The organism is Nocardioides sp. (genome assembly GCF_036503465.1).
Lineage (GTDB): Bacteria > Actinomycetota > Actinomycetes > Propionibacteriales > Nocardioidaceae > Nocardioides.
In genome coordinates, this window is record NZ_DASXWU010000016.1 from 20,896 (window position 1) to 37,902 (window position 17,007).

At 72.6% G+C, this 17,007-nt stretch carries 14 protein-coding genes; 11 read left to right on the forward strand and 3 right to left on the reverse strand.

Annotated features, from left to right (window positions below):
• Positions 1 to 169: 169 nt before the first annotated feature.
• From ssd to VGK78_RS02270, 7 genes are all read left to right on the forward strand, one after another.
• Positions 170 to 1,231 carry a septum site-determining protein Ssd gene (gene ssd / locus VGK78_RS02240; RefSeq protein ID WP_331525653.1) on the forward strand — a complete coding sequence of 354 codons (1,062 nt, stop codon included), beginning with the start codon at positions 170 to 172 and terminating at the stop codon, positions 1,229 to 1,231.
• The gene (locus VGK78_RS02245) at positions 1,231 to 2,382 is read left to right on the forward strand and encodes a TadA family conjugal transfer-associated ATPase (protein WP_331525654.1); all 1,152 of its coding nucleotides are present in this window, start codon (positions 1,231 to 1,233) and stop codon (positions 2,380 to 2,382) included. The genes ssd and VGK78_RS02245 overlap by 1 nt, the downstream gene beginning before the upstream one ends.
• Positions 2,379 to 3,143, forward strand: coding sequence for a type II secretion system F family protein (locus tag VGK78_RS02250; RefSeq protein ID WP_331525655.1), 765 nt, complete (start codon positions 2,379 to 2,381; stop codon positions 3,141 to 3,143). The genes VGK78_RS02245 and VGK78_RS02250 overlap by 4 nt, the downstream gene beginning before the upstream one ends.
• Positions 3,140 to 3,874, forward strand: coding sequence for a type II secretion system F family protein (locus VGK78_RS02255; RefSeq protein WP_331525657.1), 735 nt, complete (start codon positions 3,140 to 3,142; stop codon positions 3,872 to 3,874). The genes VGK78_RS02250 and VGK78_RS02255 overlap by 4 nt, the downstream gene beginning before the upstream one ends.
• A 170-nt stretch (positions 3,875 to 4,044) precedes the next feature.
• A complete protein-coding gene (locus tag VGK78_RS02260) occupies positions 4,045 to 4,215 on the forward strand; it encodes a DUF4244 domain-containing protein (protein WP_331525659.1) in 171 nt (56 codons plus the stop codon).
• The gene (locus tag VGK78_RS02265) at positions 4,212 to 4,583 is read left to right on the forward strand and encodes a TadE family protein (protein WP_331525660.1); all 372 of its coding nucleotides are present in this window, start codon (positions 4,212 to 4,214) and stop codon (positions 4,581 to 4,583) included. Before VGK78_RS02260 ends, VGK78_RS02265 begins: the two co-directional genes overlap by 4 nt.
• Positions 4,580 to 4,930, forward strand: coding sequence for an Rv3654c family TadE-like protein (locus VGK78_RS02270; protein ID WP_331525661.1), 351 nt, complete (start codon positions 4,580 to 4,582; stop codon positions 4,928 to 4,930). Before VGK78_RS02265 ends, VGK78_RS02270 begins: the two co-directional genes overlap by 4 nt.
• A gap of 201 nt (positions 4,931 to 5,131) precedes the next feature.
• Here the strand turns inward: VGK78_RS02270 and VGK78_RS02275 are convergent, their stop codons facing one another.
• On the reverse strand, positions 5,132 to 7,483 hold the full coding sequence (locus tag VGK78_RS02275) for a DEAD/DEAH box helicase (protein WP_331525662.1): 2,352 nt from the start codon (positions 7,481 to 7,483) through the stop codon (positions 5,132 to 5,134).
• A 156-nt stretch (positions 7,484 to 7,639) separates the two neighbouring features.
• Here VGK78_RS02275 and VGK78_RS02280 point away from each other — a divergent pair, with 156 nt between their 5' ends.
• Together VGK78_RS02280 and VGK78_RS02285 are read left to right on the forward strand one after the other, a co-directional pair.
• Positions 7,640 to 7,978: an STAS domain-containing protein gene (locus tag VGK78_RS02280; protein WP_331525663.1), complete on the forward strand. Its 339-nt coding sequence runs from the start codon at positions 7,640 to 7,642 to the stop codon at positions 7,976 to 7,978.
• A gap of 132 nt (positions 7,979 to 8,110) precedes the next feature.
• Positions 8,111 to 10,468, forward strand: a complete 2,358-nt coding sequence (locus tag VGK78_RS02285) for a sodium-translocating pyrophosphatase (protein ID WP_331525664.1) — start codon at positions 8,111 to 8,113, stop codon at positions 10,466 to 10,468.
• A gap of 131 nt (positions 10,469 to 10,599) precedes the next feature.
• Here the strand turns inward: VGK78_RS02285 and VGK78_RS02290 are convergent, their stop codons facing one another.
• On the reverse strand, positions 10,600 to 11,265 hold the full coding sequence (locus VGK78_RS02290; protein WP_331525665.1) for a hypothetical protein: 666 nt from the start codon (positions 11,263 to 11,265) through the stop codon (positions 10,600 to 10,602).
• A gap of 121 nt (positions 11,266 to 11,386) precedes the next feature.
• On the opposite strand from VGK78_RS02290, the gene VGK78_RS02295 reads away from it, so the two are divergent.
• A complete protein-coding gene (locus VGK78_RS02295) occupies positions 11,387 to 12,844 on the forward strand; it encodes a DUF7059 domain-containing protein (RefSeq protein WP_331525666.1) in 1,458 nt (485 codons plus the stop codon).
• Here VGK78_RS02295 and VGK78_RS02300 read toward each other — a convergent pair.
• Entirely contained in the window at positions 12,831 to 13,655 is an 825-nt protein-coding gene (locus VGK78_RS02300) for a hypothetical protein (RefSeq protein WP_331525668.1), read from the reverse strand. The two genes, VGK78_RS02295 and VGK78_RS02300, sit on opposite strands and share 14 nt — an antisense overlap.
• A gap of 191 nt (positions 13,656 to 13,846) precedes the next feature.
• On the opposite strand from VGK78_RS02300, the gene topA reads away from it, so the two are divergent.
• A complete protein-coding gene (topA, locus tag VGK78_RS02305) occupies positions 13,847 to 16,546 on the forward strand; it encodes a type I DNA topoisomerase (protein WP_414690618.1) in 2,700 nt (899 codons plus the stop codon).
• Positions 16,547 to 17,007 lie beyond the last annotated feature (461 nt).

Consider the following 17,007-nt stretch of genomic DNA (forward strand, 5'->3'; position numbering starts at 1 on the left):
TCAGCGGCACCCAGGGTCGGCGCGTCCCGGCACCTACGAGGTCTGGTCGACGCCGTCCGGTGCGGGCGGAACCCTCGAATCGTCCACAGCGCCCGTCCCTGCACGTCTCGTCCACAGGTCCCGGCCGGACCTCGTCCCGGCGTCCTCGCCGCGCGGCAGCCTGTGCCGCATGACCGCTCCGCTGTTCGTGACCGCCGACCAGGCCCTGCTCGACGAGCTGCTGCGCCTGGCAGCCGCTGCCGGGACCACCCCCGAGGTCGCGGACGATGTGCCGGCGGCGTTGCGCGCCTGGAGTCGCGCACCGTTGGTGCTGGTCGGGGAGGACCTGGCCGTGGCGCTGGCGCGCGCCGGGCCGACCAGACGCGACGCGGTCTTCGTCGTGCTCACCGCTCCGGTGCCCGACCGGGTCTTCCAGGTGGCGCTGGCGCTGGGCGCCGAGAGCGTCGCGGAGCTGCCCAGATCGGAGGGATGGCTCGTCGAGCGGCTGACGGACGTGGTGGACTCCGGACCCGCCCGAGGCCTGACGATCGGGGTGGTCGGGGGCAGCGGGGGCTCCGGCGCCACGACGTTCGCGTGCGCGCTCGGCCAGATGGCCGCCCGCTCCGGACCGGCGGTCGTCATCGACGCCGATCCGCTGGGACCCGGCGTCGACCGGGTGCTCGGCCTCGACCTGGTCGACGGCGTGCGGTGGGACGCGCTCGGCCACACCACCGGTCGGCTGAGCGCCCGGGCGCTGCGCGACTCCCTGCCGCGACGCGACGGCGTGGCCGCGCTCACCTGGTTCCCCGGGTCCCAGCCGCGGCGGCTGCAGGCGTTCGCGGCACGCGAGGCGCTGTCCGCGGCGCGACGCGGGCACGACACGGTCGTGCTGGACCTGCCACGCGCACCTGACCCGCTGGTCGAGGAGATCGCCGCGCGGTGCGACCAGGTCCTGGTGACGGTCGTGACCACCGTGGCCGGGGTGGCTGCGGCGATGCGGACCTGCGGCCGGTTCGCCGACCCGGGCGCGCTGCGCCTCGTCGTCCGTGGCTCGGGGCTGGACGACGAGGCGCTCGGCCGGGTGGTGGGGGCGCCGGTCCTCGAGCGGATGGGCGACCAGCGCGGGCTGGCGGAGGCGATCGACCTCGGGCTGGGTCCGGTGCGCTCGCGACGTGGCCCGCTCGGGCGCTCGGCTCTCCGGGTCCTGGCCGCACTCGACGATCGCACGGCGCGTCCGGTTCGTGCTGCCTGATGGGCGCCGAGGCCCACCTCGTCGAGGAGGTGCGCGAGCGGCTGGCACGCGATCCCGGCGAGATCACCCCGCACCGCGTCGCCGTCGCCCTGCGCGCGTCCGGCCGCCCCGTCGGAGACGCGACGGTCCTCGCCGTCCACGAGGCTCTCCGTCGCGACGTCGTCGGTGCGGGCCCGCTCGAGCCTCTGCTGCGCAGCCCCGACGTCACCGACGTGCTCGTCAACGGTCCGGACGCGGTCTACCTCGACCGTGGTCACGGGCTCGAACGCGCCGACGTCACCTTCGCGAGCGACGAGGCCGTCCGGCGCCTCGCGCAGCGACTGGCCGCGTCCGGCGGGCGGCGACTCGATGACGCGACACCCCATGTCGACGTCCGCCTGCGTGACGGCACCCGGTTCCACGCGGTGCTGGCGCCGCTCGCGCGTCCCGGCACGGTCCTGTCCTTACGAGTGCCGCACCAGCGGGTGCTGTCGGTCGACGACCTGCTCGCGGCGGGCACGTTGACCGAGCACGGCGCCCGGCTGCTCCGCCTGGTCGTCGAACGCCGGCTGGCCTTCCTGGTCAGCGGCGGGACCGGGTCGGGCAAGACCACATTGCTCAACACCCTGCTCTCCCTGGTGCCCCACTCGCAGCGTCTGGTGGTGGTGGAGGACGCCAGCGAGCTGCGCCCCGAGCACCCTCATGTGGTCGGGCTCGAGGCCCGACCGCCGAACATCGAGGGCTCCGGGGAGGTCCCGCTCCGCACGCTGGTCCGGCAGGCGCTGCGCATGCGGCCCGACCGGCTCGTGGTGGGGGAGGTTCGCGGCGCCGAGGTGGTCGAGCTGCTGGCCGCCCTGAACACCGGACACGAGGGCGGGTGCGGCACCATCCACGCCAACTCCGCCCGCGACGTGCCGGCCCGGGTCGAGGCGCTCGCGCTGGCGGCCGGGCTCGGCCGGGAGGCGACGCACAGCCAGTTCCTGGCGGGCGTCGACCTGGTCATCCACCTCGGCCGCGACGTCGACGGTGACCGGGTGCTGCGCGAGGTCGCGGTGCCGACCCGGCGACCGGACGGCCTGGCCGACATGCGCACCGCCGTGTCCTTCCCGGGAGGAGGGCGTGCGGTGACCGGACCGGGAGAGGCCGCACTCGCGTGCCGGCTGGCGCCATGAGCGAGGCCGCCGTGGTCGCCGCCGTGGCAGCGGGCTCGGCCGGGTGGCTGGTGCTCCCGGAGACGAGCGGGGGTGTTGCCGGACGCGAGGGCCGGCGGGCCTGGTTCCCGGCGGTGGCCCTCCTCCTCGCTCTGCTCGCCCCCGTGCCCGGGTTGCTCGTTCCCTGCCTGGTCCTGGCGGCCGGGGTCTGGGGCGGCCGGCTGATCTGGCGGAGCCGGACCGCGGTGCGGGCGGCCGAGGTCGGATCCCGGCGGATGGCCGAGGTGTGTGACCTGATCGCCTCCGAGCTGTCCGCCGGGCGGCCGGCCGAGGCCGCGCTCGACGAGGCCGCCGACGCGTGGTCCGCGATCCGGCCGGTCGCCGAGGCCTGTCGCCTCGGTGGCGACGTGCCGGCGGCATTCCACGACGTGGCCTGCACTCCGGGCGCCGGTGACCTGAGACTGCTGGCGGCAGCCTGGGCGGTGTCCCAGCGGACCGGGGGTGGTCTCGGTTCCGCCACGCGACGGGTCGCCGACGCCGTACGCCGCGAGCAGGCCACGCGGCGGACGGTGGCCGGCGAGCTGGCATCGGCCCGCGCCACGGCCCGACTGGTGGCCGGGCTTCCGATCCTCGCGCTGATGATGGGCAGTGGAGCCGGGGCCGACCCGTGGTCGTTCCTGCTCCGCACGCCGTGGGGTTGGCTCTGCCTGGCCTCGGGACTCTCCGTCGGACTCGCCGGCCTGTGGTGGATCGAGCTGATCGCCCGTGAGGCCGAACCATGAGGTTGTGGCCCGAGGTCCTGCTCGCCGCGGCGCTCGCCGGGCTGTCCGTCGCGGTCGCGGTCCCGTCCCGGGCCCGCTGGCCGACGCAGCCGCGAGCCGTGCCGCCGAGGCCCGCCGCTCAGGACCCGGGCTGGTTGCACCGCTGGCGATGGCTCTGGGCCGGCCTCGCCGGCGTCGGTGGCACGACGTTCGTCTCCGGGCGGTGGGGTGTCCCGGTCGGCGCGTTCGCCGCGACAGCGACCTGGCTGTGGATCGGCCGGTCGGAGCCTGCCGGCGTCCGCCGCCGGCGTGAGGCCGCCGCGCGGGAGCTGCCCGGGCTGGTGCACCTGCTGGTGACGGCTCTCGCGTCGGGGTGCGACGTCGCCGAGGCACTGCGCCTCGTGTGTGGGTCCCTACCTGGTCCGGCCGCGCAGATGCTCGCCGGGGTCCCGGCCCGGCTCGCCCTCGGCGTACCACCCGAGGCGGCCTGGCGACCGGTCCTCGACGAGCCGGAGCTCGCGCCGCTCGCCCGGGCGATGGTGCGCGCGCACCGCTCCGGCGCCTCTGTGACCGATGAGATGGCGCGGCTCGCGCAGGAGCTCGAGCGTCGCGCCCGGCTGCGCGTCGAGGAGCAGGCCCGCGCCGTGGGGGTGAAGGCCGCCGTGCCGCTGGGGCTGTGCCTGCTGCCGTCGTTCCTGCTGCTCGGCGTGGTCCCCCTGGTGGTCGGTCTCCTGCGCTCGCTCGCCCTGTGAGACGGACCGCCAACCGTCCACCGTCGTCCCACCCGCCCGCCCGATCCACAACCCCGGGGTCCGCGCCGGCGCGCTCCCGGAGTCCGGACCACAGTGCGGTGTCGGCCCGCATCAGCGGACCGGCCGAAGCACAGCCGAGGAACAACCGGGAACCATCGAGAAGGAGTGTCATGAACCACCGCCACGACCAGCGCGGGATCACCACCGCGGAGTACGCCGTCGGCACGGCCGCGGGTGCGGGGCTCGCCGGACTGCTGTTCAAGCTGCTGACCGGAGGGTTCGGCGAGCAGCTGCTGCACACGCTGTTCGACCACGTCCTGTCCCTGCTGGGCATCGGATGAGCCGTGACCAGCGCGGCGCGGCCACGGCCGAGCTGGCGCTGGGCATCCCGCTGCTGGTGTCGCTCACGATCGGTCTGGTCTGGCTGCTCACCATCGGGTCGGCCCAGGTGCGGATGATCGACGCCGCCCGCGAGACGGCGCGCGCCGGCGCTCGGGGCGACGGCACGCCGGCGGCCGTCTCCCGCGGCGAGCAGGTCGCGCCGGGAGCAGTCGTCACCCTGTCCACCGGTGCGGGCCGGGTCGTGGCGACCGCGAGCGACGTCGTCACGCCGCCCGGCGGCCTGCTCGGGTTCCTACCCGCTGTCCACGTCCACGCCGAGGCCGTGGCCGCCGCCGAGGCCGGAGCGATGGCAGGGGCGGAGCCGTGAGTCCCGTGCGCGACGAGCGGGGCTCGGCCACCCTCCTGGTCCTCGCCATGTGTGGGGTGCTCGTGCTGCTCGCCGCGGCCCTCGCCGTCGTCACCGCGATGGTCGCGGCACACCGTGCCGCGCAGTCCGCGGCCGACCTCGCGGCCCTGGCCGGGGCGCGAGGGCTCGCCGAGGGTCGGAACGGCTGCGCCCAGGCGGCGGAGGTCGCCCGGGCCAACGAGGCTCGCCTCGCGGCCTGCGCGGTCACCGGGCGGGTGGTCGACGTGGTGGTGCGGGTCAGCGGGCCGCGCTGGCTCGGTCAGACCGCCGACCTCGCGGCCCGGTCCCGCGCCGGACCCGCCCCGTGAGGCCCACCGCCTCCGCCGGCTCAGCCTCGGCGCCCCCACGATGACTCTCCGACACAGCTCCGCGAGCGTGTCGTCAGCCTTGTGCGGGTTGCGATCCTCTCGGAGCTGCGGACCACCGCCTGAGCGGGTGATCCGACAGAACCCCCGCGACCACGGAGCTCAACGGCGCTGCGCGGGTGCGGTGACAGCTTCAGCTCCACGTCACCCAGCGGGCGGCCCGGCGAGCAGGGCGTCGAGCAGGACGACGGCGCCCGCCTTGTCCAGGGGGTGGTTCTGGTTGCCGCACTTGGGCGACTGGACGCAGGACGGGCAGCCGTCGCGGCACTCGCAGGACGAGATCGTGTCGCGGGTGGCCACGAGCCAGTCGCGTGCAGCCTCGTAGCCGCGGGCGCTGATGCCTGCGCCGCCCGGGTGGCCGTCGTAGACGAACACGGTGAGGAGGCCGGTGTCGGCATGGTGGGCCGTCGAGACGCCGCCGATGTCCCAGCGGTCGCAGGTCGCGAACAGCGGCAGCAACCCGATCGAGCAGTGCTCGGCGGCATGCGCGGCTCCGGGCAGGTCGGCCGACAGCAGCCCGGTCTCGGCGAGCTGGTCGTCGCTCAGGGTCCACCAGACGGCCTGCGTGGTGAGGTTCTGCTCCGGCAGGTCGAGGGGCACCTCGTCGATGACGTCGCCCGAGGGCTGGCGCCGACGGAGGTACGACACGACGCGATGCGTGACCTCGACCAGTCCGAAGGACAGCCTGGCGCTGCCCCAGGACCTGTGGTCGAGCTCGCGGGCGACGCTGATGTCGGTGAGCTCCCGCGCGGTGGTGGAGTAGTTCACGTCGGCACCGACGATCATCGCCACCCGGTCGTCGAGGTCGAGCGACTCGACCAGCCAGGTCTCACCGCGGTGGACGTAGACCGCGCCCCGATGGGCGGTGGCGTGCGCACTGCTGCCGTCGACGGTGCCGACCAGCCGACCGGTCGTGCTCTCGACCAGCGAGAACGGCCGGCCGCTGCCGGACCTGATGTCGGTCAGGGCGCTGGCCGGTTCGGGATGGGTCCAGTACCACCCGTGCGGACGACGGCGAAGACGTCCGGAGGTGGTCAGCTCGTCGACGAGCTCGCGCGCCTGCGGCCCGAACGACTCAAGCTCGTGCTCGCGCAGCGGGACCTCCTGGGCGGCCGCGCACAGGTGGGGCCCGACGACGTACGGGTTGCCGGGGTCGAACACCGTCTGCTCGACCGCCTGGTCGAGCAGGGCCTCCGGGTGGTGGACCAGATAGGTGTCGAGCGGGTCGTCCCGAGCGATCAGCACGGCCAGGGCGTCGCCGGCGTTGCGACCGGCGCGCCCCACCTGCTGCCACCAGGCGGCCCGGGTGCCGGGGAACCCCGCGACGAGCACCGCGTCGAGCCCGGACACGTCGATGCCGAGCTCCAGCGCGTTGGTGGCGGCGAGCCCGAGCAGGCGGCCGTCACGCAGTGCCTGCTCGATCTCGCGCCGCTCCTCGGGAAGGTAGCCGCCGCGGTAGCTCGCGACCCGGCCCGGCAGCTCAGGGTCCACCTCGGTGAGCAGCTCCGCGGCGGTGGTCGCCACCTGCTCCGCGCCGCGCCGCGAGCGGACGAACGCCAGCGTGCGTACGCCCTCGCTGACCAGGTCGGCCAGCAGGTCCGCCGACTCGGAGGAGGCGGCGCGGCGGACCGGTGCGCCGTTCTCGCCGGCGTACGACGTGAGCCGCGGCTCCCAGAGCACCAGCGCCACCTCGCCGCGCGGGGCGTCGTCCTGGCTCACCGCCATGACGTCGAGCCCGGTCAGCCGGGAGGCATGCTCGGCCGGGTTGCCGACGGTGGCCGAGGCGAGCACGAAGGTCGGGTCGGAGCCGTGGAAGGCGCACACCCGCCGCAGCCGCCGGAGCACCTGGGCGACGTGGGTGCCGAACACCCCTCGGTAGTGGTGGCACTCGTCGACAACCACGAGGTCCAGCGACCGGAAGAGACCGGACCAGCGCTCGTGGCGCGGTAGCAGCGAGCGGTGCAGCATGTCGGGGTTGGTGAGGACGTACTCCCCGTGCTCGCGGGTCCAGTCGCGTTCCTCGTACGACGAGTCGCCGTCGTGGGTCGTCACCCGGACGTCGAGACCGAGCCCGGCGATCGCCGAGAGCTGGTCCTGGGCCAGCGCCTTGGTCGGGCTGATGTACAACGTCGACGCCCCGCGCTCGCCCCGGGTGCCACGGCGTTCCAGGATCGCGGTCAGGGCGGGCAGCTGGTAGGCCAGCGACTTGCCGGAAGCGGTCCCGGTCGAGATCACGACGTGCCGACCCGCGTGCGCCGCCTCGGCGGCCACGGCCTGGTGTCGCCAGAGGTCCGGTATCCCACACCGGCGGTAGGCAGCGACGACGTCCGGGTGCGCCCACGCGGGCCACCCGGCCGTGCGTGCCTCGCGTCGTGGCAGGACTCGCAGGTGACGCAGCGAGTCCTCTCGACCGGGTGCAGCGGCCAGGCGTCGTCCCAGCTGCTCCAGGTCGGCGCGTCCGACGCGGTGGCCCGGGTCCTCCGCGACAGCTCTCACTGCTCCCTCACCAGCCCAGTCTGGCAAAGCCCACCGACGGTCGGGCCGGGCGTGTGAGGCATTTTCTCCCGGATCGCGCGGAGCGTGGTTTGATAGAGCCGAAGGGATCGGGGCCGTCGGCTCCCGCCACCCGTCCGGGAGCTATGGAGTGTGCACGTGGACCTGACCATCACGACGCGCGAGGCCGAGGGCCGCACCGTCGTCTCGGTCGCCGGTGAGATCGACGTCTACACCGCGCCTCGCCTGCGCGAGGAGATCACCGAGCTCGTCGCCGCCGGCACCTACGACCTGGTGATCGACATGTCGGAGGTCGAGTTCCTCGACTCCACCGGTCTCGGGGTCCTCGTGGGCGGCTTGAAGAAGGTCCGGGCCCACGACGGCTCGCTCCAGCTGGTGTGCAACCAGGACCGTCTGCTCAAGATCTTCCGGATCACCGGCCTGGCCAAGGTGTTCGTCATCCACGACACCGCCGAGGCCGCTCTCGCGACGAGCTGACTCGTCTCCTCGCCGTACGCCGACGGCGCGGCCCGGCCCGGTGTGACTCACCCGGCCGTCAGATGACATGATCCCCCGGGCGCATGGCACAATCCGCGCCGTTCGAGTGAACGCATTCCCAGGAGGAAATCCATGACCGGGATCATTCCCGACGTGGTGCACCTCTCCGGGGGCAACCTCGTGCTGGTCATCATCGTCCTCCTGATCGCGCTCGGCGCGCTCGCGATGGCGTACATGTTCCGCCAAGAGGTCCTGGCCGCCGGCGAAGGCACCGACAACATGAAGAACATCGCGCATGCGGTGCAGGAGGGGGCGAACGCCTACCTCCAGCGGCAGTTCCGCACGCTGGCGATCTTCGCCGCGGTCGCGTTCTTCGCCCTGATGCTGCTGCCCGCCGACGACTGGGGGGTGCGGATCGGACGGTCGATCTTCTTCCTGTTCGGTGCCGGTTTCTCGGCCGCCGTGGGCTACCTCGGCATGGGCCTGGCCGTGCGCGCCAACCTGCGCGTCGCGGCGGCGGCCAACAAGGAGGGCCGCGAATCGGCCATGAACATCGGCTTCCGCACCGGCGCCACGGTCGGAATGCTGACGGTCGGGCTCGGGCTCCTCGGCGCGAGCGTCGTTGTCCTCCTGTTCCGCGACAAGGCGCCGCACGTCCTCGAGGGCTTCGGCTTCGGTGCCGCGCTGCTCGCGATGTTCATGCGTGTCGGCGGCGGCATCTTCACCAAGGCCGCCGACGTCGGAGCCGACCTGGTCGGCAAGGTGGAGCAGAACATTCCCGAGGACGACCCGCGCAACGCCGCGACCATCGCCGACAACGTCGGCGACAACGTCGGCGACTGCGCCGGCATGGCCGCCGACCTCTTCGAGTCGTACGCCGTGACCCTGGTCGCCGCGCTGATCCTCGGCTCGCAGGCGCTCGGCGACAAGGGCCTGGTCTTCCCGCTGCTGATCCCGGCGATCGGCGCGCTGACCGCCGTCGTCGGCACCTACCTGTGCAAGCCGCGTGCCGGTGAGAACGGCCTGGTCACCATCAACCGCGCCTTCTACATCTCCGCCGCGATCAGTGCTGTGGCGTGCGTGATCCTGGCGTTCGTCTACCTCCCGGGCTCGTGGGCCGACCTCGCCAACGCCTCGGGCGACTCCGCGAGCGCCAGTCCCGCTGTGGTGGCGGCCGTGGCCGTCGTGATCGGCATCGTGCTCGCCGCCTGCATCCTGGCGCTGACGGGCTACTTCACCGGCACCGACTACCGACCGGTCAAGGACGTCGGCAAGACCTCCCTCACCGGTCCGGCCACCGTGATCCTCTCCGGCATCTCGGTGGGTCTGGAGTCCGCGGTCTACACCGCGATCGTGATCGCCGCCGCGGTCTTCGGGGCCGCACTGATCGGTGGGGACGTGGCGCTCTTCGCGGTGTCGCTCGCCGGCACCGGCCTGCTGACCACCGTTGGTGTGATCGTGGCGATGGACACCTTCGGACCCGTCTCCGACAACGCGCAGGGCATCGCCGAGATGTCCGGCGACGTGCACGGCGAGGGCGCCCAGATCCTCACCGAGCTGGACGCGGTCGGCAACACGACCAAGGCGATCACCAAGGGCATCGCGATCGCGACGGCCGTCCTCGCTGCGAGCGCGCTGTTCGCGTCGTACACCCAGTCGGCCTTCCAGGCCTACAGCGACGCCGTCGGGCTCAACGGCGCCGGCGACGTGCTCAGCCACTTCCTGGTGTTCGACGCCAAGCTGATCGTCGGCGTTGTGCTCGGCGCGGCCGCGGTGTTCCTGTTCTCCGGTCTGGCGATCAACGCCGTCGGCCGGGCGGCGGGCGCCGTCGTGTTCGAGGTCCGCCGCCAGTTCCGCGACATCCCCGGGATCATGGAAGGCACGGGGCGTCCCGAGTACGGCCGCGTGGTCGACATCGTGACCCGCGACTCGCTCCGCGAGCTGGCCACGCCCGGACTGCTCGCCGTCCTCGCCCCGATCGCGGTGGGCTTCGGCCTCGGGATCGGCCCGCTCGCCGGGTTCCTGGTCGGTGCGATCGCCAGCGGCACCCTGATGGCGATCTTCCTGGCCAACTCAGGCGGGGCCTGGGACAACGCCAAGAAGCTCGTGGAGGACGGACACCACGGCGGCAAGGGCTCCGAGTCGCACGCCGCGACGATCATCGGTGACACTGTCGGCGACCCGTTCAAGGACACCGCCGGCCCGGCGATCAACCCGCTGCTCAAGGTGATGAACCTGGTGTCCCTGCTGATCGTCTCGGCGATCGTGAAGCTGAGCTACGGCGCGAACGCCAACGACGCATTGCGGATCATCATCGCGGTGGCTGCCGCCCTCGGCATCGCCGTCGCGGTGTACGTCTCCAAGCAGCGGTCCACGGTGATCAGCGACGAGCCCGGCACGCCGGCGTCCCCGCCGCCGCCCGGCCCGGCCGACGAGCCGGTCACCCCGGCCCCGGAGGAGGCGACCCGCCAGTTCGAGCAGCAGGGCTGACGTCCTTGCGCTGACCCGGCAGAAACGTGCGCCGACAAGGCGCTGACCCGGCAGAACGTGCGCTGTGAGCCGCTGACGCGGCGCGCACTTTCTGCCGGGTCGACGCTTTTCCACAGTGCGTTTCGGCCGGGTCAGCGTTGCCGCACGAGCAGGGAGACCTTCGCGGTGGGGTAGCGCACGCCGGGCGAGAAGAAGCGGTGGTAGGCGCGGGTCAGGGCCAGGAGGTCGGACGGCGCCATCTTGATGCAGCCGTGTGAGGTGTAGTCGTTGATCCGCGGGAACTCCCACCGGCAGATCTGGTCGCCGGGCCGATCGGCGCACTGGGAGTTCCCGGGGCCGGCCTCGGTGTGGATGAACAGCTGCTCGCGCAGCGTCCCGTTCGCGCACCGCTTGTCGGAGAGCCGGAAGACCCGGCCGTGGATCAGGTTGCCGGCGTAGTCGTCGTACTGGCGCACCGCGTAGCGGCCGTTCGGCAGCCACCCGTGATCCTTCACGCACGGATTCGTGGTGCTGCGGCCCGGAAGCCCCGAGCCGGCGCGCCACGAGTCGCGCGCGAGCACCCGCCAGCTGCCGTCGGCCCGCTGTCGCTTCGCGACCCAGGTGATCCGGCTGTTCCACGGGTGCGCGGGCCGCTTGAGGAACGTGATCTGCGCCTTCAGTCGACCCGGGTGCGCGTTCGGGTCGACCGTCCCACCGCCCTGGGCGGGGCCGCGTGTCGCCAGCGCGGACCCGGCGGTCGAGGTCACGAGGCCTCCGACCAGGAGCGCGGCGGCGACGAGGCGGGGCGCACGAGCCATGCGCTGATTGAAGCACTCGGGGTACGCCGAGGGTGCGGTCCGGAGGATCTCGCCGGCGATGCCACGATGGCCGCATGCCCTCCGCTCCGACCCCGGACCCCCACTACCGCGTCCCCCGCAGGTGACCTCCGTCCCCGATCCCGGCCTCGCCCCCCGGCTGCGGGCGGCGCTGACGTCGGCGGACTACACCGTCGACGCGGTCGACGACCTGCTCGGTGACAGCGCACGCGCGGCCTTGCAGCGGCACGAGACGACGCCGGCCCTCCGGCGTACGACGGACCGTTCACCGCTCGCGACCCTGGTCCGGATGTTCCTCCTCCAGGCGCCCGTCGACCGCGCCGACGCCGATCGCGCCCTTCCCGGCCTGGTCGAGCCCCTGAGCCGTCAGGGGATGCTGCTCGCCACGACCGACCAGGTCCGGGCCGCTCTCGACTGCCGCCCGTACGCCGACGACGCGCGCGGCTGGTGGGTGGTCAGTGACCTGACCCCGGGTCTGGACGGTCAACCGATCCGGGTCGACAGCGACCACGTCCTCGGCGTCACCCCCGCCTCGACCTCGCTCGCCCAGCTCACGACCCGGCACGAGGTGGCGAGGGCGCTCGACCTCGGCACGGGCTGCGGCATCCAGTCCCTCCACCTCTCCACCCAGGCCACCGACGTGGTCGCCACCGACGTCAACGCCCGCGCCCTCGCCATCACGGCGTTCAACGCGGCGCTCAACGAGATCGCGATCGACGTCCGTGCGGGCTCGCTCTGGGATGAGGTGCGCGACGAGACCTTCGACCTCGTCACCAGCAACCCGCCGTTCGTGATCTCGCCCGCCACGGAGGGCCGCCGACTCGTCTACCGCGACTCCGGGATGCCCGGCGACCAGGTCGTCGAGGCGATCGTGCGCGGCGCCTCCGCCCACCTCGCCGAGGGCGGTTGGTGCCATCTCGTCGCCAACTGGGCGGTCCACGACCACCACCCCTGGGACGAGCGCCTCGCCGGCTGGCTCCCGGACGACTGCGACGCGCTCGTGGTCCAGCGCGAGGTGCTCGACCCACCGGCATACGTCGAGCTGTGGCTCAAGGACGCCGGCCGGCACGGCGGACCGGGCTACCTCGAGGCGTACGACGCGTGGTTGCGCTGGTTCGAGGAGCGCCGGATCGAGGGCATCGGGTTCGGCTGGGTCAGCCTCCACCAGGGTGGGACTGCGCGCGAGCTCGTCGACCATCCGTACGTCGTGGAGCAGCCGGTCGCCTCGGCGATCGCCGACTGGGGAGCTGCCTGCCGGGTGGTCGTCGACGAGACCAGTCGGCTCGTCCTCCGGGTCGACGTCGTCCAGGAGACCCACGGTGAGCCGGGTGCGGAGCACCCCGAGACGATCGTGCTGCGCCAGCGCCGCGGCCTGTGCCGGGCCCGCCAGGTCGACACCGTGGAGGCGGCGATGGCCGGCGCGTGTGACGGGGAGCTGACCGTCGGCCAGATCCTGGACGGCGTGGCCGTCCTGCTCGAACGCGACCGCGACGAGCTCGCCACGGCGTACCTGCCGCCGGTCCGTCGTCTGGTGCGCGAGGGCTACCTCAGCCCGCTCTGACGTCGGGCTCGTCGTCGGTGGCCGACTGTGCTGCGAGGGCCTGGTCGCGGGCCCGCACCAGGCGACGTCGGGTCGCCGCCGTCAGGAGATCGGCGCGGCCGACCAGGACGAGGTCCGGCAGGGTCGGGGTCGGCCGGACCGGCTCCGGACGGTAGCCGGCCAGGAGCAGCCTGATCTCCCGGCCTGGCACCGCCAGCTGCGTCCGGCACCCGAGGACGTGCTGGAGGCTGGTCTGCGTCGTGGTGCCGCCGGGGCCGAGGAGCCCGTTCGCCTTCGCCGCGAGCCAGCAGACACCGGCGGCGACGCGGCCGGCGTCCCCCATCTCCAGGACGGTCTCGGCGTCGGCATCCCAGGCCGAGCGCAACGTGTTCATCAGGAGGGGTCGTGAGTCCGCCACCCTCAGCTCGCCCGCGGCACGGTCGAGCAGGTCGACGGTCGTGGCCAGGCGCTCCCGGTGGTCGGGTCTCAGCTCGGGGGCGGGCTCGAAGCCCTCATCGACCAGCGGGCCGGCGTGCAGGGCCAGCAGCTGGTCGCGGCCGCCGACCGCGGCATCGAGCCAGGAGAGGACCTGCACGTGCAACGGCGGTGCAGGAGGGGACACGACGGCCGGACGTCGCTCGCGGTCGAAGCGCTCGGCGTGCTCCTGCCAACGCGTCCCGCTGACCGGTTCGCTCCACATGTCGACGAGTCGACCGTCGACCAGCACCAGGTGTGTGAGACGTTCCAGACCTCGTCCGCGGGCCTGGTAGGGCATGTCGTAGGGGTCGTCCTCCACCCACGGCGGCAGCAGGGACGGCTGGTCGGCGGACATCAAGGAGAACCTCCCGAGAAGTGGTGTGGGAACGACGGTCGCACACCTCCGCGAAGGTGCTCGGAGGTTCTCCACAGGCCACCGCCACCAGCGCAACCGCGGGGATCGGGAACAACGGACTGGGTACGAGGCGCTACCGTGATCCGCCGTGAGCCCGGGCGAGGCACGATGAGCGCGCCCGCTCACCAGGGATGACGCAGTCAGGAGAAGCAGTGGCACACAAGCTGGTGATCGTCGAGTCGCCCGCGAAAGCGCGGACGATCGGCGGCTACCTGGGCGACGACTACGTGGTCGAGTCATCCGTCGGGCACATCCGCGACCTGCCCAACTCCGCGGCGGACACCCCGGCGAGCATCAAGGACAAGCCGTGGGGCCGGCTCGCCGTGGACATCGACAACGGGTTCACTCCGTACTACGTCGTGCCCCGCGACAAGAAGAGCCACATCGCCAAGCTGAAGAGCCTGCTCAAGGACGCCGACGAGCTCTACCTGGCCACCGACGAGGACCGCGAGGGCGAGGCGATCGCCTGGCACCTCCTCGACGAGCTGAAGCCGAAGAACATCCCGGTGCACCGGATGGTGTTCCACGAGATCACCCGGCCGGCGATCCTCGCCGCGGTGGAGAACCCGCGCCAGATCAACGACGACCTGGTCGAGGCCCAGGAGGCGCGCCGCATCCTCGACCGCCTCTACGGCTACGAGGTCAGCCCCGTCCTCTGGAAGAAGGTCATGTCCGGGCTCTCGGCCGGGCGGGTGCAGTCCGTGGCGACCCGGCTGGTCGTCGACCGCGAGCGGGAGCGGATGGCGTTCCGGGTCGCGTCGTACTGGGACCTCGAGGGCACGTTCGACGCCGGCTCCGGCAAGGAGCCACGGATGTTCCCGGCGAAGCTGCACAGCATCGACGAGGTGCGGGTCGCCGGCGGCTCCGACTTCGGCAACGACGGTGAGCTCACCGAGAAGCGTCGCTCCGACCGCGTCCACCTCGACCGAAGCTCGGCCGAGCGCCTCGTCGCGGCGCTCCGCGAGACGTCGTACGACGTGCGGTCGGTGGAGTCCAAGCCCTACCGCCGCCAGCCCTACGCACCGTTCCGCACCACGACGATGCAGCAGGAGGCGAGCCGCAAGCTCGGGATGAGCGCCTCCGTCGCGATGTCGGTGGCACAGCGGCTCTACGAGGGTGGCTACATCACCTACATGCGCACCGACTCCACGACCCTGTCCAGCGCAGCGGTCGACGCGGCGCGGTCGCAGGTGCGGGAGCTGTACGGCGCGGAGTACCTCCCCGACGCGCCCCGCACCTACGCCTCCAAGGTGAAGAACGCCCAGGAGGCGCACGAGGCGATCCGTCCCTCGGGCGACCGCTTCCGTACGCCGGCCGAGACCGGGCTGACCGGCGACCAGTTCCGGCTCTACGAGCTGATCTGGATGCGCACCGTCGCGTCGCAGATGAAGGACGCGGTGGGTCAGACGGTGACGATCCGCATCGGTGGCGTGGCCGACGACGGGCGCAACGTGGTGTTCAACGCCAGCGGTCGCGTGATCACCTTCCACGGTTTCCTCAAGGCGTACGTCGAGGGCACGGACAACGACCGTCGCCAGGACGACGCCGAGACCCCGCTGCCCGACCTCCACGACGGCGACCCGGTGGCCGCCGCCTCCCTGACCCCGCAGGGGCACGAGACGAAGCCGCCCGCGCGGTACACCGAGGCGACCCTGATCAAGGAGCTCGAGGACCGCGAGATCGGCCGGCCCTCGACGTACGCCTCGATCATCGGGACGATCCTCAACCGCGGCTACGTGTACAAGAAGGGGACGGCCCTCGTGCCGGCCTGGATCGCCTTCTCCGTCGTACGCCTGCTGGAGGAGCACTTCACCCGGCAGATCAGCTACGAGTTCACCGCCGGGATGGAGGACGTCCTCGACGAGATCGCTGCCGGCCGGGCCGACCGGGTCAGCGAGCTGGCGGAGTTCTACTTCGGCTCCGACCGCGTGGTCGGGCTCCACCAGCTCGTCAACGAGCTCGGGGAGATCGACGCGAAGGAGCTCGCGACGTTCCCGGTCGGGGGTCCCGACAGCGGGATCGTGCTGCGAGTCGGCCGCTACGGGCCCTACCTCGAGGGGCCGGGCGACGGCGAGGCGGGAGCGGCGGTTCGCGCAAACGTGCCCGACGACCTGCCACCGGACGAGCTGACGCTTGCCAAGGCCAAGGAGCTGCTCGCCAACCCGGCTGGTGAGGAGAAGGAGCTCGGAGTCCACCCCGACACCGGGCTGCGGATCGTGGCCAAGAACGGTCGGTACGGGCCCTACGTCACCGAGGCCCTGCCCGACGACGCACCCAAGGGCGCCAAGCCGCGCACGGGCTCACTCTTCAAGTCGATGTCGCTGGAGACGGTCTCCCTCGACGACGCCGTGAAGCTGCTGTCGCTGCCGCGCGTGGTCGGCACTGATCCCGACGGTGTCGAGATCACCGCCCAGAACGGCCGCTACGGGCCGTACCTGAAGAAGGGCACCGACTCGCGCTCGTTGCAGTCGGAGGAGCAGCTGCTCACGATCACGTTCGAGGAGGCGCTGGCGATCTACGCCCAGCCAAAGCAGCGCGGTCGCGCGGCGGCCGCGCCGCCGTTGAAGGAGCTCGGACCGGACCCGGTGTCGGGCGCGCCGGTCGTGGTGAAGTCCGGCCGATTCGGCGACTACGTCACCGACGGCGAGTACAACGCCACCCTCCGCAAGGAGGACACCGTCGAGGCGATCACCCTGGAGCGCGCCGCGGAGCTGCTCGCCGAACGCCGGGCGAAGGGGCCGGCCAAGAAGACCGCGAAGCGCGGGGCGAAGAAGACGACCAAGAAGACCGCGAAGAAGACCGCGAAGAAGGCCTCTGCGAAGAAGGGCTAGTCCGCCCGGTGGGTCAGGAGCGAGCTCTGTCACCGGTGGTTGACGAGCGGCTCTGTCACCGGTGGTTGAGGAGCGAGCTCTGCGAGCGTCTCGAAACCCGGTGAGCTCCTTGAGGCGTAGGCACGTCACCGGGTCTCGACTCGCCGGCACGGCTCCGCAAGCTCAGCCGTGGCGCTCGCTCGACGGGGCGAGCCTCGACCGCGAACTGGTTCCTCGCTGTCGTCTGAGTGATCCGCGTGTTGCGAGTGTGGTCGTCTCGACTCGCCGGCACGGCTCCGCAAGCTCAGCCGTGGCGCGCGCTCGGCGGGGAGAGCCTCGACCGCGAACTGGTTCCTCGCTGTCGTCTGAGTGATCCGCGTGTTGCGAGTGTGGTCGTCTCGACTCGCCGGCACGGCTTCGCGGGCTCAGCCGTGGCGCTCGCTCGACCGGGAGAGCCACGACCGCGAGCTCGTTCCTCGCTG

Excerpts from the sequence above, each read along its gene's own strand:
- ssd (WP_331525653.1), top strand. The coding sequence starts at position 170 with ATGACCGCTCCGCTGTTCGTGACCGCCGACCAGGCCCTGCTCGACGAG.
- VGK78_RS02245 (WP_331525654.1), top strand. The coding sequence starts at position 1,231 with ATGGGCGCCGAGGCCCACCTCGTCGAGGAGGTGCGCGAGCGGCTGGCA.
- VGK78_RS02250 (WP_331525655.1), top strand. The coding sequence starts at position 2,379 with ATGAGCGAGGCCGCCGTGGTCGCCGCCGTGGCAGCGGGCTCGGCCGGG.
- VGK78_RS02255 (WP_331525657.1), top strand. The coding sequence starts at position 3,140 with ATGAGGTTGTGGCCCGAGGTCCTGCTCGCCGCGGCGCTCGCCGGGCTG.
- VGK78_RS02260 (WP_331525659.1), top strand. The coding sequence starts at position 4,045 with ATGAACCACCGCCACGACCAGCGCGGGATCACCACCGCGGAGTACGCC.
- VGK78_RS02265 (WP_331525660.1), top strand. The coding sequence starts at position 4,212 with ATGAGCCGTGACCAGCGCGGCGCGGCCACGGCCGAGCTGGCGCTGGGC.
- VGK78_RS02285 (WP_331525664.1), top strand. The coding sequence starts at position 8,111 with ATGACCGGGATCATTCCCGACGTGGTGCACCTCTCCGGGGGCAACCTC.
- VGK78_RS02290 (WP_331525665.1), bottom strand. The coding sequence starts at position 11,265 with ATGGCTCGTGCGCCCCGCCTCGTCGCCGCCGCGCTCCTGGTCGGAGGC.
- VGK78_RS02300 (WP_331525668.1), bottom strand. The coding sequence starts at position 13,655 with ATGTCCGCCGACCAGCCGTCCCTGCTGCCGCCGTGGGTGGAGGACGAC.
- topA (WP_414690618.1), top strand. The coding sequence starts at position 13,847 with ATGACGCAGTCAGGAGAAGCAGTGGCACACAAGCTGGTGATCGTCGAG.